Below are 12,272 nucleotides of genomic sequence, written 5' to 3'. Positions count from 1 at the left end.
ACCCCCTCCCACCCACCACTCGCAGGCTCGCGGCGGGAACTGGAGGAGTCCGGAACGCGACGGCGCCCCGTCACTCCCGAGGGAGTGACGGGGCGCCGTCGGTACGTTCGGTTCGCGTCAGGCTCTCGCGCCGACCGCCTCGGAAGCGGTGCGGGCCCCGCCGGAGCGGGCAGCGGCACGCTGCTCCTGCTCGTAGCGGGCGGTGGACTGGGTGCCCATCGCGATGACCAGGGCCGTCAGGACCAGGAACCCCAGCAGGGCAACCGTCGGCCACAACATCATCAGATACTTCCCCCATACAAGTCGTTCGCCGCCGCCGGGTCAGGGGCGAGCGGTACGTCGTCGAGGGACTCTGTCCCCCGATCACCTGCATTCCAATCGTCCGATCCGGTACTTCACCTGACAGGGTGTGACCACAACCACACTCCGGGGTGTAGGAGCCGCGGGGGATAAGGCCTTCCGCGTGGCGTGGTCTGATCAGGGCGTGTCCGACACCACAGCCGCTGGCGCCCGCCCCGCGGCGTTGGTCGTCGCGCTCTCCCTCGGGGTCACGACCCTCTCCCTGCTGCAGAGCCTCGTGGTGCCCTCGCTGGGCCGGATCGAGGACCAGTTGGGCATCTCGCCCGGCGCAGCCGGCTGGGTCCTCACCGCCAACCTGCTGGCCGCGGCGGTGCTCACGCCGGTCCTCGGCCGGCTCGGTGACCTGCGCGGCGAGCGGCCGGTCATCCTCGGCATCCTGGTCGCCGTCTCGCTGGGCACGCTGCTGGCCATCGTGACCGAGTCCCTGCCGCTGCTGCTGGTGGCGCGGGTGCTGCAGGGGGCCTCCTACGGCCTTTTCCCGCTGTCGATCAGCGTGCTGCGCCGCGAGCTGCCCTCGGAGCGCCTGAGCGTGGCCATGGCGGTGGTCAGCAGCACGCTGGCCGTGGGCGGGGTCGTCGGCCTCGTGGCCACGGGGCTGCTCACCGGCGACGACGGCGACTACCGGCACGCCTTCTGGGTCGGGCTCGGCGTCGGCCTGGTGTCGCTGGCGATGGTCGCGTGGCTGCTGCCGCACTCCCCGGGAACGGCCACCGGCCGGATCGACTGGTGGGGGGCGCTGGTCCTCGGCCTCGGGCTGGTCCTCCTCCTGCTCCCCCTCTCGCAGGGGCCGATGTGGGGCTGGGCCTCCCCCGGCACGATCGGCTGCCTCGTGGGCTCCGCCGTCGTCCTGGCCGGCTGGGTCGTGCTGCAGCGCCGGATCGCGGAGCCGCTGGTGCGACCGTCGATGCTCACCGATCGGCGCACCGTCGTCCCGAACGTCGCCGGGCTGATGACCGGCATCGCCCTGTTCGCGTCCTTCCTCGCCGTCCTGCAGTACGTGCAGTCGCCACCGGGGGTCACCGGGTACGGATTCGGGGCCAGCGTCCTGGAGGCCGCGGTCGTCTACCTGCTGCCGGGCGGGATCCTCGGCATCGTCGTCGCCCCCTTCGCCGGGCGCGTGGTCGGCCGGTTCGGCGCCCTGCCCACGCTCATCACCGGGGCCGCGTGCGGTGTCGCGGGCTTCGGGCTGCTCGCCGGCTTCCGCGGCGAGCCGTGGCAGGTCATCCTCGCCGGGCTGCTCACCCAGCTGTCGGTGACGGTGGCCTACGCGGCCCTCCCGGCGCTCGTCGTGGACGCCGTGCAGGAGGACGAGACCGGCGTGGCCAACGCGGTGAACTCCATCGCCCGGTCGGTCGGGCAGGCACTGGGCAGCACCGTGGCGGTGACCCTGATCGCTGCGTTCCTGAATCCCGGCACCGGTCTGCCGCGGGCGATCGCGTTCACGCTCGTGGCGCTGGTCGGGGTGGGCGCCTCCCTGGCCGTCGTCGTCGTCGCACTGATCGGCCTGCGGTCCGGGGGCGGCCGCCGGGGCCCGCACTCGGGCATCGAGGAAGCCACCGCCGGAGCCGGCGAGTGGTCACCGGTGTCCGGGCTGCGCTGAGCGCCGTTCCCGAATCGATACCGGCGGGCACCGGCGCGTCCGGCATGGAACGGGATCGGCCGGGGAACCCACCGGACCGACCGCCCTCGCCGACCGGAGGACACCTTCATGGCCCGAGCCACCGGCTCGTCCAGCCGCACCGCGGCGGACAACCGCTTCCAAGGCAACCACGCGGCTGCCGACCCCGCGCCCGACGACGACAACGTCAGCGGCACCCGATCGGACTACGCGCCCACCGGCGCCGACCCCTCGCCCAAGGTCGGGGGCACGCTCAAGCGCACGCTGAAGGAGTTCAGCGAGGACAACCTCACCGACTGGGCCGCCGCCCTCACCTACTACGGCGTCCTGGCGCTGTTCCCCGCCCTCGCGGCCCTGGCCTCGATCGTCGGTCTCTTCACCGAACCCGCGCAGCTCCGAGAGGCGCTGACCACCGTCGTGCCCGAGAGCGCCGCGGACACCATCGGCCCGGTGATCGACCAGATCGCCGGCAACGACCAGGCTGCCGGTATCGGCCTCGTCATCGGTCTCGCCGCCGCCATCTGGTCGGCGTCCGGCTACGTCGGCGCCTTCACCCGGGCCGCCAACATCGTCTACGAGACGCCGGAAGGCCGGAAGGTCTGGAAGCTCAAGCCGCTCCAGCTGCTGGTCACCCTCGTCGGGGTCCTGTTCGCTGCCATCATCGTGGCGCTGCTGGTGCTCAGCGGGCCCGTCGTCGACGCCATCGCCTCGGCCATCGGGATCGGCGAGGCCGGGCAGACGGTCTGGAGCATCGCCAAGTGGCCGGTCATCCTGGTCATCCTGGCGCTGATGGTCGCCGTCCTCTACTACTCGACGCCGAACGTGAAGCTCCGCGGCTTCAAGTGGGTCAGCCCGGGCGCCGGCGTCGCCATCCTGGTCGCGATCATCGCCTCGGCCGCGTTCGCCTTCTACGTGGCCAACTTCAGCAGCTACAACGCCACCTACGGTGCGCTGGCCGGTGTCGTGATCTTCCTGATCTGGTTCTGGCTGATCAACGTCACGCTGCTGCTGGGCATCGAGCTCGACGCCGAGATCGAGCGGTCCAAGGAGCTGAAGGACGGCGTGCCGAGGGCTGACAAGGAGATCCAGCTCGACGCCCGCGACGAGCCCAAGGACAAGCAGACGACGTAACGGTCGGTACGAACACACGTCAGGGGCCCTCTCCCGCACCGGGAGAGGGCCCCTGACGTGTGTTCAGCGGCTGGTCGGCGGCTTGTCGCCCGTGCGGGAGAGCGGCACCCGCTCGATGACGGCGGCGACGCCGGCCAGGCCCTTGCTCACCGCGCGCCCGGCCGGGACGAACCGTTCCGGCGCGCGGCGGACGCCGGCGTCGACCAGGTCGCGGGTGCGGTCGATGAGCGAGAGCGGCAGCCCGGAGAGCGCGTTCCCGGGCGGACGGCGGGAGACCGTCGGGTGCGGCCGGGTGGGCGAGATCCGCGCCATGAGCGCCCAGCGCCGGCCGAGCGCCCGGAGCTCCTCGGGGCCGAGCGCCTCCTGGAGGCGCGGGAGGAGCACGTCCTCCTCGTCCCGGACGTCCTCGCGCAACACCTCCGCCAGCCGGCGCAACCGAGCGGGCCGCTCCGGGGAGTCGAGGCCGTCGCGCTCCAGCGCGGTGACCAGCTCGTTGACCTCCTGGTGCTCCTCCTCGACCTGCAGCGTGAGCGCGTCACCGTCGGGGAGCACCCGGCGGATCACCGGCCACAGCACTGTCTCCTCGGCGAAGGCATGGCTGAAGACCAACCGGTCGATGCGGGTGAGCACCTCCTCCTGCGCGGTGCCGGTGCTGCCGTCGAGCTCCTGCAGCAGCCGGTCGAGCTCGATGTGGTCCTTGCGCTGGCGGGCCAGCACGCTGCCGGGGCCGCCGAGCTCGTCGACGGTCTGGTCGGCGATGGATCGGGTCACGGGACACCTCCTGTGCTCTCGGGGTTCCGTCGTTCTGTTCCCGCTCACCCGATCGCGCACGCCCCGGTTGCCGTGAGGTCCGCCGGGGGTAAGTGGCTGCCATGACCGACCGCTCGACGATCACGTCCGACTTCTACGACCTCGAGGCGCTCCTCGACACCGACGAGCGCGCGCTGCTCTACAAGGTGCGCGCCTTCATGGACGAGCAGGTCGAGCCGATCATCAACGACTACTGGACGCGCGGTGAGTTCCCCCGCGAGCTGATCCCCGCGATGGCCGAGCTGGGCATCGCCGGCAACCCCTACGTCGGCTACGGCTGCCCGGGCCGGTCGCAGCTCTTCGACGGCATGCTCGCCATGGAGCTCTCCAAGGGCGACCCGTCCATCTCCACCTTCATGGGCGTGCACGGCGGCCTGGCCATGGGCTCGATCTACCTGTGCGGCTCCGAGGAGCAGAAGGAGCGCTGGCTGCCGGCCATGGCCCGCATGGAGCTGATCGGCGCCTTCGGCCTGACCGAGCCCGAGCACGGCTCCGACGTCGCCAAGGGCCTGCAGACGACGTGCCGCCGCGACGGCGACTCCTGGGTGCTGGACGGCGAGAAGAAGTGGATCGGCAACGCCAGCTTCGCCGACCTGACCATCATCTGGGCGCGCGACGTCGAGACCGAGCGGGTGCTCGGCTTCGTCGTCGAGAAGGGGACGCCGGGCTTCACGACCGTCGACCTCAAGGACAAGATCGCACTGCGTGCGGTGCAGAACGCGCACATCACGCTCGAGGGCGTGCGGGTGCCGGAGGAGAATCGGCTCCAGGAGGCGCACAGCTTCCGGGAGACGGCGAACGTGCTGCGCATGACCCGCGCCGGCGTCGCCTGGTCCGCCGTCGGCTGCTCGCGTGGCGCCTACGAGCACGCGCTCCGCTACGCGATGGGCCGGGAGCAGTTCGGCCAGCCGATCGTGGAGTTCCAGCTCGTGCAGGACCTGCTGGTGCGGATGCTCGGCAACATCACCGCGTCGGCGGCGATGTGCGCCCGCCTCTCGCAGCTGCAGGGCGCCGACGAGATGACCGACGAGCAGGCGTCGCTGGCCAAGGCCTTCTGCACCATGCGGATGCGCGAGACGGTCGGCTGGGCCCGCGAGCTCATGGGCGGCAACGGGATCCTGCTGGAGAACCACGTGGGCCGGTACGTCGCCGACGCCGAGGCGATCTACAGCTACGAGGGCACGCGCGAGGTGAACACCTTGATCGTGGGCCGTGGCGTCACGGGTGCCAGCGCGATCGTCTGATCGTCTAGTCGCGCAGCGTGGCGAGCGCCGGTGCGTACATCCGGGTCTTGATCGTGCCCAGGGTGTCGCCGGCCTTGCCCACCATCGACGTCGCCAGCTCCACGGCGTCCGGGAGCACCGCGTCCTCGGCGACGGCGCGGTCGACGATCGCGGCGGCCTGCGCGTCGGCACCGCCGTAGCGCCGTCCGGTGGTCATCGCCTCGTGCGCGACCTGCGGGGCGAGCCGGGACTGGATCAGGGCCGACATCCCGTGGGTGAAGGGGATGCCGATGTCGGCCTCGGGCAGGCACCAGAACCCGCGGTCGGTCCGCATGACGCGGAAGTCGTGCGCCAGCGACAGCATCGCACCGGCCGCGAACGTGTGGCCCTGGAGCGCGGCCACGGTGATCAGAGGCAGGGAGAGGACACGGGCGAAGAGCTCGTGCACGCGGACGACGTAGGCCTCGTGCTGGTCGGCGTGCGCGAACAGCCAGTCCAGGTCCAGCCCGTTGGAGAAGAACTTGCCGGTGGCCGTGGTGACCAGCGCGCGGGCGCCCTCGGCCCGCTCCACCTCGTCCAGGGCGGCCTCCACCGCCGTCAGCCAGTCCGGGGAGAAGCGGTTCTCCGTGTCACCGAGGTCGAGGACGAAGACTGAGTCCTGGCGGTCCAGCGTGGGCATCGGTTCTCCTCTGGGTGGTCGAGCACGCACCGCCCGGCGGCGCGCGGCCGCGGGGTGCGTTCGCCGGAGAGCGTAGGAGAACCGGCTCTCCGCGGACCCCCGGCGAGGGTGCGGTTGCACCCTGCCCCGTTCCGGAAGCTGTGGTTCAGTGGTGCAGGTCACAACCGTGTCCCGGGACCGGCGATCCGGCTCGTCTCCAGGCGGCGCGCGTGAAGGAGACCCACATGGCTCAGCCCGCCACCGAACCAGCCCGCACCGCCTCCGCTCCCGCCGAGGAGCGGCCCGAAGCCGTCCCTGGCACCGGCAGTCCGGAGGCCGCCGCCGAGGCGGCGACCGGCTTGGACATGGTGCTCGTCGACGCCGGCCGGGGCCCGCTGCGCCGACTCGTCCCGCCGGCGAGCACGGCGCTGCGCATGGGCTCGGCACTGGCCCGCAAGCCCGGCACCGTGGCCCGCCGGGCCGGCGAGCTGGTCGGCGAGCTGGGCCGGATCACGACCGGGAGCTCCGAACTGGCGCCGGGCAAGAAGGACAAGCGGTTCGCCGATCCCGCCTGGAGCGGCAACCCGCTGCTGAAGCGGGCGATGCAGCTGCACCTGGCCACCGCGCGCACCGCGTGGGAGCTGATCGAGGACGCCGACCTGGACTGGCAGGACGACGAGCGGATCCGCTTCACCGCGACCAACCTCGTCGACGCCCTGGCCCCCAGCAACGTCCCGTTCCTCAACCCGCTGGCGCTCAAGGCGACGATCGACACCGGTGGCCGCAACGTCGTGGAGGGTGTGCGCCGCCTGGTCTCGGATCTGACCGCGCCGCCGCGGGTGCCCTCGATGGTCGAGCCGGACGCGTTCACCGTCGGCGAGGACCTGGCGGTCTCGCCCGGCGCCGTCGTCTTCCGCACCGAGGTGTTCGAGCTGATCCAGTACCGGCCGACGACGGAGAAGGTCCGCGCGCTGCCGCTGGTGATGGTGCCGCCGACGATCAACAAGTACTACATCACCGACCTGGCGCCGGGCCGCAGCATCGTCGAGCACTACGTGGGCGCCGGCCAGCAGGTCTTCATGATCTCGTGGCGCAACCCCGACGAGCGGCACGCCGACTGGGACCTCGACACCTACGGCCAGGCCCTGCTCGACGCGATGGACGCCGTCGAGCGGATCACCGGGCAGGAGCAGGTGGCCCTGCAGGCGTTCTGCTCCGGCGGGATCATCACCGCGATGGTGCTGGCCCACCTCGCCGCGACCGGCAAGCAGGACCGGGTGCGCGCCGCCAGCTTCGCCGTCACCGTCCTGGACTGGGCGAAGGCGGGGACGGTGTCCGCGCTCATGGACCCCGAGGCTGTCGAGGCCGCGACCGAGCGGTCGCGGAAGAAGGGCTACCTGGACGGCGCCCAACTGGCGGAGGTCTTCGCCTGGCTGCGGCCCAACGACCTGATCTGGAACTACTGGGTCAACAACTACCTGCAGGGCAAGCCGCCGCCGAACTTCGACATCCTGTTCTGGAACGCCGACACCACCCGGATGTCGGCCGGTCTGCACCGCGACTTCATCGAGGTCGCCATGAAGAACGCGCTGACCGAGCCCGGGGCGGTCTCCATGCTCGGGTCGCCCGTGGACCTGTCCGCGGTCACGGTCGACACCTACGCCACCGCCGGCGTCGCCGACCACCTCTGCCCGTGGCAGGCCTGCTACCGGACCACCCAGCTGATGGGTGGGGAGAGCCGGTTCGTGCTCTCCACCAGCGGCCACATCGCCTCGCTGGTGAACCCGCCGGGCAACCCGAAGTCCACCTTCCAGGTGGCCGGCTCGACCCCGCCGGACGCGGACCAGTGGATGAAGGCCGCGGAGACGGTCAAGGGCTCCTGGTGGCCGGACTTCATGACCTGGCTCGGCGACCGCTCCGGCGAGGAGATCGACGCCCCGTCCGAGCTGGGCGGGAACGGGCTGGACGTGCTGGCCGAGGCGCCGGGGACGTATGTCTTCGACAAGTAGCCCGGAGCTGGTCCGGAGCCTCACCATCGGCGGGCGGACCATCCGGACCGCGGTGCGGAGGGGCACCGACGACGACGTCCCTCCGCTGCTGCTGATGAACGGCATCGGCGCCAGCCTGGAGGTGCTGCAGCCGCTGGTCGAGGCCCTCGACCCGAAGCGGACGGTGATCCGCTTCGACGTGCCGGGGGTGGGCGGGTCGCCGCGCCCCGTCGTCCCCTACGTGCTGTCCACGCTCAGCCCGGTGGTGGCCGGCCTGCTGAGCAAGCTGGGCCACGACGAGCCGGTCGACGTCCTCGGGCTGTCCTGGGGCGGCGGGCTGGCCCAGCACTTCGCGGTCCAGCACCGCCGGCGCTGCCGGCGCCTGGTCCTGGCCGCGACGGCGACCGGGTCGCTGATGGTGCCCGCGCACCCCCGGGTGCTCGCCCGCATGCTCACGCCCCGCCGGCACCGCGACCCCGAATACGCGCGGCGGTTCGCCGGCGACATCTACGGCGGCAGCATGCGCACCGAACCCGAGCGGGCCGCGGCGGCGCTGCACGCCAACACCCGGGTCGGCCCGAAGCGCGGCTACTACTACCAGCTCGCCTCCAGCGCGGGCTGGAGCTCGCTGCCCTTCCTGCGGCTGATCCGGCAGCCCACGCTGGTGGTCGCCGGCGACGACGACCCGATCATCCCGGTGGTGAACGCCCGGGTGATGGCGCGGCTGCTCCCCCACGGGCGGTTGCACGTCTACCGCGGCGGCCACATCGCGCTCATCACCGAGGCGCAGGAGCTGGCTCCGGTGATCGAGGCGTTCCTCGACGAGTGAGCGCGGTCAGCGGCCGCTCGCGGTGACCAGGTGGCCGCCGGCCGGACCGTAGGGCTCGACGGCGAAGCCGAGCTCCTCGAGCACCGTGATGACGGCCTCGGTCATCGCGTGCTGCACGGCGTTGCCGGCGTCGGCACCGCGCATCTGCTGCACGCTCATCCGGTCGTGCTGCCGCCACGTGACGACCAGCCCGCCTGCCTCGGGCCGCGGGGCGAGGCAGGCGCCGCCGGTTCCGCGCGCCTCACCGGTGTGCCCGTCGCAGTCGTGCAGCGGCAGACCCGCCTCCAGCAGGGCAGCGGTGACGTCGACGGCCAGCGTCGTCAGGGCGTCGTCGTCGCTGATGAGCTCGGTCCACTCCTCCGGCAGCCGGTCCAGCTGACGTCCCAGCTCGTCCAGCCACACCCGCTCCTGCGGGGACTGGCGACGGGCCACGCCGCCGTCCTCGCGCTGGGTGCCGTAGACGGTGCGCGCGGACTCCGGGAGGCCGAGGGCGAACGCCGCCCAGTCGGCGTCCACCGCGTCCGCGAAGGGGCCGGCGAGCGGGGCGCCGGGACCGTCCACCAGCCACCAGCCCGTCGCCATCGGAGCGACGGTGGCCAGCCGGGCGGAGGGGTGCGTCCGGACGGCGGTCGGCGCGGGCAGGGGCGCGGCCTGCGCGGCGCCCGAGCCGTCGGCGGGGACCTGTGCGGCCGTTGCCGCGGCCGGGGCGGCCGCGGCCGCCCGCTGCCGCTGCGCCTGGACGCCGTTGCGCTCGAACTCGTACCGGGCCGTGGAGCTGGTGCCCAGGGCGACGACGAGGCCGACACTGCTCAGCAGCGAGACGGCCAGCCAGATCAGCTCACCAGGCACGCCAGGCTCCTCGCGGTCCCTCGCCCCAGGCCGCCGCCCGCTGGGCCCAGTCCTGCGCACGCGCCGCCAGGCCCGGACCGGCCGCCGAGGCGGTCGTCGCCGGCTCGTGCGTCATGAGGTCCAGGACCAGGGCCAATCCGTCGTCGGGGCGTCCCGCGGCGGGGACAGGGGCGAGAACAGGAAGGCCGGGCGCGTTCACGAAGAGCTCCTCAGGGTCGTGCTCCGCGGCTGGGGAAGCGCCGCGGACAACCCGAAGGCTAGGTACTGGAGGGGTCCCCGGGAGGCGTTCGCGGACACTCCGCGGACGGCCCGTTTCCGATTCGTTGCGGACGTCCTCGAGGGCGGTCGATGACCCGTCCTCCGGCCCGACGTCTTGTCGACAAGTCCCCGATCTCCGAGCGTGGAAAGGGGGATCGCGGTGTCGGTCATCCCGACCGCGCCCGGAACGCTCCGGCGTGTCGGTCGGGGTGGACGCCGCCTCACTGCGCCGTCCACCTCTCCATCGGCACCCCCTGGGCCGCCTCGTACCGGCACGAGGGGGCGGAGGGACCCCTGTCGCGGCTGCGGACGACGGGCACGATGCGACCCGTGGGGCGTTGCTGTAACGCTCGGTCCGAGCCGGACATGTAGGGGTGTGATCGCGATGCAGGGGCAGCCACCGCCCCCACCGGCCGACGACCCACCACCCTCCGCGGAGCGCGTCTTCGAGGACGCCTACCGCCGCAGCGGCACCGCCGTCCTCGGGTACGCGCTGCGGCGCTCCGCCTCCCGGGAGGACGCGCTCGACGTCGTCGCGGAGACGTTCGCGACCGCGTGGCGACGCCGGGCCGACCTGCCCGCGGCGCCCGACGAGGTCCGGCCGTGGTTGTTCGGCATCGCCCGTCTCTGCCTGGCGAACTCGATCCGCAGCGCCACCCGGGCGTCGCGCCTCGGCCGGCAGTTGGCCGACTCCTTCACGGAGGGCGTCGTCCCCGATCCGTCCACCGTCCACGAGAGCCGGACGGAGACCTCACTCGTGCGCGAGGCGCTGGACCGGCTCTCCGCCGAAGACCGCGAGCTCGTGACGCTCGTGGCGTGGGAGGGCCTGTCCCCGAGCCAGGCCGCAGTCGTCCTGGGCCTCTCCCCCGGCACCGCCCGGGTGCGGTTGCACCGCGCCCGCGCCGCGCTGCGCACCCTCCTCTCCCCTTCCGCATCCGAGCAGGAGACCTCCCGTGATCACTGACCGAGAACTGGACGCCCGGCTCGACGCCGCCGCCGGGATGCACGACGCGGACCTGCCGGCCCTGCCTGAAGGGTTCCTCCGCGAACTCACGTCCACCGGCAGCGAGCCCGCCTCGGTGGTCGCCGCCCGGCAGCTGGTGTCCGATGCCCGCGAGCGGCGCTCCACGCCGCGCCGGCGCCCGGGCCGGAAGGCCTTCGTGCGTGCCGGCATCGCCGTGGTCGCCGTGGCAGCGGCCTGGACGACGGCCGTCCTGGTGACGCCCGCCGACCGGCCGACGCCGCCGGTGGCGACGCCCGGCCCGACGTCCGAGGCCCCGGTCGACGGGATCCAGCTGGTCGCCGCCGAGGAGGTGACTTTCCCGCTGACGCTCGATCCCGCCCCGCCCGGCCTGACGCCGACGTTCAGCATGGTCGGTGGCGTCGGCTTCTTCGGCGACCTGCCGCTGGTCCACACGGCCGACTACACGGGCGATTCGGGACGCGTGCTGGTCCGGCTGTTCGCCGAGGACCCCAGGGGCCCCGAGGACACGGGATACGGCCTCGACGAGGCCCCGGCCGGCTCGGCCACCGTCGGCGGCCGGCCGGCCGAGGTCCGGCAGGGGGATGGCTACGTCAGCCTGCTGTGGGAGCTCCCCGACGACCGGTGGGTGCAGGTGCTGGGCGAGGGCGACTACGGCCCGCTCGCGGCGCTCCTTCCTGTGGCGGAGTCGGTCGTGGACCGTCCGCAGCCGCTCGGCCTGCAGTTCGGCCTGGCCCCGGCCGGCTGGACGCTGACCGGCTACGAGGAGAGCCGGCAGCTCGACCTCACGCGGAACGGCGATGCCGAGCAGCTGCTCCGGGTCAGCGTCTATCCGGGCGGGACGGCGACGCTCGACGAGATCGTCGACGCGGGAGACCTGACCGCTCCGCCCACGCCGGTGACGATCCAGGGGCGCGAGGGCCGGCTGGCGCTGGCGGAGGGGGGCGCGAGCCCCGACTTCTGGCGGGCCGCCGGACAGCTCCCCGACGGTTACCGGTTCCTGATGCTGGCGCCGCAGGCGCTCACGCAGGACCAGGTGCTCCAGATCGCGGAGCAGATCACCTACACCCCGTGAACCACCGGAGCCCGGCTCTCCCCGACCGGGAGGCCGGGCTCCGTCGTGTCGCACATTCAGGTCCTCGTGCCCCTGGTGGCCGGGACAAGGCCCCGCGACTCGCGCCGATCGTGGGCAAGCCGGTCGTCGCGGCGCAGGACTCCCACCCAGGCGCACCCGGCGACCGCGAGAACAGCGGCGACCCCGGGCAGGCCGTACACCAGCACGGCGAGGGCACCGCCCAGCAGGGCGGCTACCAGCAACCCACCCCCGGCTGTACGGCCTCTCAACCGGGCGACACCGGCCGCGGCGGAGACGACCGCGAGAACCACGAGGACCGCGCTGGCCGCCCCCGCCTGAAGGTGCGCACGGCTGGAGTCCCACCTCACGGCCTCGTCCTCGTCCGGCACCCACGTCAGCAACAGGAGCGCCCAGAACGACAGGCAGACCAGGACGGCGGACTGCGCGATCAGCAGCCATGCGGCGAGCGACCGCCATCGGACGTCCACGCG

Annotated in this window: 13 protein-coding genes; 7 read left to right on the top strand and 6 right to left on the bottom strand. The window is 72.9% G+C overall.

Annotated features, from left to right (window positions below; all coding sequences use genetic code 11):
- Window positions 1-117: 117 nt before the first annotated feature.
- The gene (locus tag LBW97_RS13255; RefSeq protein ID WP_224499837.1) at window positions 118-282 is read right to left on the bottom strand and encodes a hypothetical protein; all 165 of its coding nucleotides are present in this window, start codon (window positions 280-282) and stop codon (window positions 118-120) included.
- A 202-nt stretch (window positions 283-484) separates the two neighbouring features.
- Between LBW97_RS13255 and LBW97_RS13250 the strand changes: the two genes are divergently transcribed.
- Together LBW97_RS13250 and LBW97_RS13245 are read left to right on the top strand one after the other, a co-directional pair.
- Window positions 485-1,960, top strand: a complete 1,476-nt coding sequence (locus tag LBW97_RS13250) for an MFS transporter (RefSeq protein ID WP_224499836.1) — start codon at window positions 485-487, stop codon at window positions 1,958-1,960.
- A gap of 108 nt (window positions 1,961-2,068) precedes the next feature.
- Entirely contained in the window at window positions 2,069-3,109 is a 1,041-nt protein-coding gene (locus LBW97_RS13245) for a YihY/virulence factor BrkB family protein (protein ID WP_224499835.1), read from the top strand.
- A gap of 63 nt (window positions 3,110-3,172) precedes the next feature.
- Here the strand turns inward: LBW97_RS13245 and LBW97_RS13240 are convergent, their stop codons facing one another.
- Window positions 3,173-3,880: a hemerythrin domain-containing protein gene (locus LBW97_RS13240; protein ID WP_224499834.1), complete on the bottom strand. Its 708-nt coding sequence runs from the start codon at window positions 3,878-3,880 to the stop codon at window positions 3,173-3,175.
- A 101-nt stretch (window positions 3,881-3,981) separates the two neighbouring features.
- Between LBW97_RS13240 and LBW97_RS13235 the strand changes: the two genes are divergently transcribed.
- Window positions 3,982-5,163: an acyl-CoA dehydrogenase family protein gene (locus tag LBW97_RS13235; RefSeq protein WP_224499833.1), complete on the top strand. Its 1,182-nt coding sequence runs from the start codon at window positions 3,982-3,984 to the stop codon at window positions 5,161-5,163.
- Between the two features lie 4 nt (window positions 5,164-5,167).
- Here the strand turns inward: LBW97_RS13235 and LBW97_RS13230 are convergent, their stop codons facing one another.
- Window positions 5,168-5,821: an enoyl-CoA hydratase/isomerase family protein gene (locus LBW97_RS13230; protein ID WP_224499832.1), complete on the bottom strand. Its 654-nt coding sequence runs from the start codon at window positions 5,819-5,821 to the stop codon at window positions 5,168-5,170.
- A 224-nt stretch (window positions 5,822-6,045) separates the two neighbouring features.
- Between LBW97_RS13230 and LBW97_RS13225 the strand changes: the two genes are divergently transcribed.
- A complete protein-coding gene (locus LBW97_RS13225; protein WP_224499831.1) occupies window positions 6,046-7,809 on the top strand; it encodes an alpha/beta hydrolase in 1,764 nt (587 codons plus the stop codon).
- Complete coding sequence (gene phaZ, locus LBW97_RS13220) at window positions 7,793-8,617, top strand: poly(3-hydroxyalkanoate) depolymerase (RefSeq protein ID WP_224499830.1); 825 nt, start codon at window positions 7,793-7,795, stop codon at window positions 8,615-8,617. The genes LBW97_RS13225 and phaZ overlap by 17 nt, the downstream gene beginning before the upstream one ends.
- 6 nt (window positions 8,618-8,623) lie before the next feature.
- Here the strand turns inward: phaZ and LBW97_RS13215 are convergent, their stop codons facing one another.
- Both LBW97_RS13215 and LBW97_RS13210 read right to left on the bottom strand, forming a co-directional pair.
- Entirely contained in the window at window positions 8,624-9,466 is an 843-nt protein-coding gene (locus tag LBW97_RS13215) for a hypothetical protein (RefSeq protein WP_224499829.1), read from the bottom strand.
- On the bottom strand, window positions 9,456-9,665 hold the full coding sequence (locus tag LBW97_RS13210; RefSeq protein WP_224499828.1) for a hypothetical protein: 210 nt from the start codon (window positions 9,663-9,665) through the stop codon (window positions 9,456-9,458). The genes LBW97_RS13215 and LBW97_RS13210 overlap by 11 nt, the downstream gene beginning before the upstream one ends.
- 444 nt (window positions 9,666-10,109) lie before the next feature.
- Between LBW97_RS13210 and LBW97_RS13205 the strand changes: the two genes are divergently transcribed.
- Window positions 10,110-10,688: an RNA polymerase sigma factor gene (locus LBW97_RS13205; protein WP_224499827.1), complete on the top strand. Its 579-nt coding sequence runs from the start codon at window positions 10,110-10,112 to the stop codon at window positions 10,686-10,688.
- On the top strand, window positions 10,678-11,781 hold the full coding sequence (locus LBW97_RS13200) for a hypothetical protein (RefSeq protein WP_224499826.1): 1,104 nt from the start codon (window positions 10,678-10,680) through the stop codon (window positions 11,779-11,781). Before LBW97_RS13205 ends, LBW97_RS13200 begins: the two co-directional genes overlap by 11 nt.
- 56 nt (window positions 11,782-11,837) lie before the next feature.
- Here the strand turns inward: LBW97_RS13200 and LBW97_RS13195 are convergent, their stop codons facing one another.
- Window positions 11,838-12,269 (bottom strand): hypothetical protein, encoded by a 432-nt coding sequence (locus LBW97_RS13195; RefSeq protein ID WP_224499825.1) that lies wholly within the window; start codon window positions 12,267-12,269, stop codon window positions 11,838-11,840.
- Window positions 12,270-12,272 lie beyond the last annotated feature (3 nt).

It is taken from the genome of Blastococcus sp. LR1, from assembly GCF_020166105.1.
In the GTDB taxonomy this organism is placed as follows: domain Bacteria; phylum Actinomycetota; class Actinomycetes; order Mycobacteriales; family Geodermatophilaceae; genus Blastococcus.
This window is presented reverse-complemented; position numbering and strand designations above follow the sequence as displayed.

Bases quoted from the DNA above. Each gene is read 5' to 3' on its own strand.
- LBW97_RS13255 (WP_224499837.1), bottom strand. From the start codon at position 282: ATGATGTTGTGGCCGACGGTTGCCCTGCTGGGGTTCCTGGTCCTGACG.
- LBW97_RS13245 (WP_224499835.1), top strand. From the start codon at position 2,069: ATGGCCCGAGCCACCGGCTCGTCCAGCCGCACCGCGGCGGACAACCGC.
- LBW97_RS13235 (WP_224499833.1), top strand. From the start codon at position 3,982: ATGACCGACCGCTCGACGATCACGTCCGACTTCTACGACCTCGAGGCG.
- LBW97_RS13230 (WP_224499832.1), bottom strand. From the start codon at position 5,821: ATGCCCACGCTGGACCGCCAGGACTCAGTCTTCGTCCTCGACCTCGGT.
- LBW97_RS13225 (WP_224499831.1), top strand. From the start codon at position 6,046: ATGGCTCAGCCCGCCACCGAACCAGCCCGCACCGCCTCCGCTCCCGCC.
- phaZ (WP_224499830.1), top strand. From the start codon at position 7,793: ATGTCTTCGACAAGTAGCCCGGAGCTGGTCCGGAGCCTCACCATCGGC.
- LBW97_RS13205 (WP_224499827.1), top strand. From the start codon at position 10,110: ATGCAGGGGCAGCCACCGCCCCCACCGGCCGACGACCCACCACCCTCC.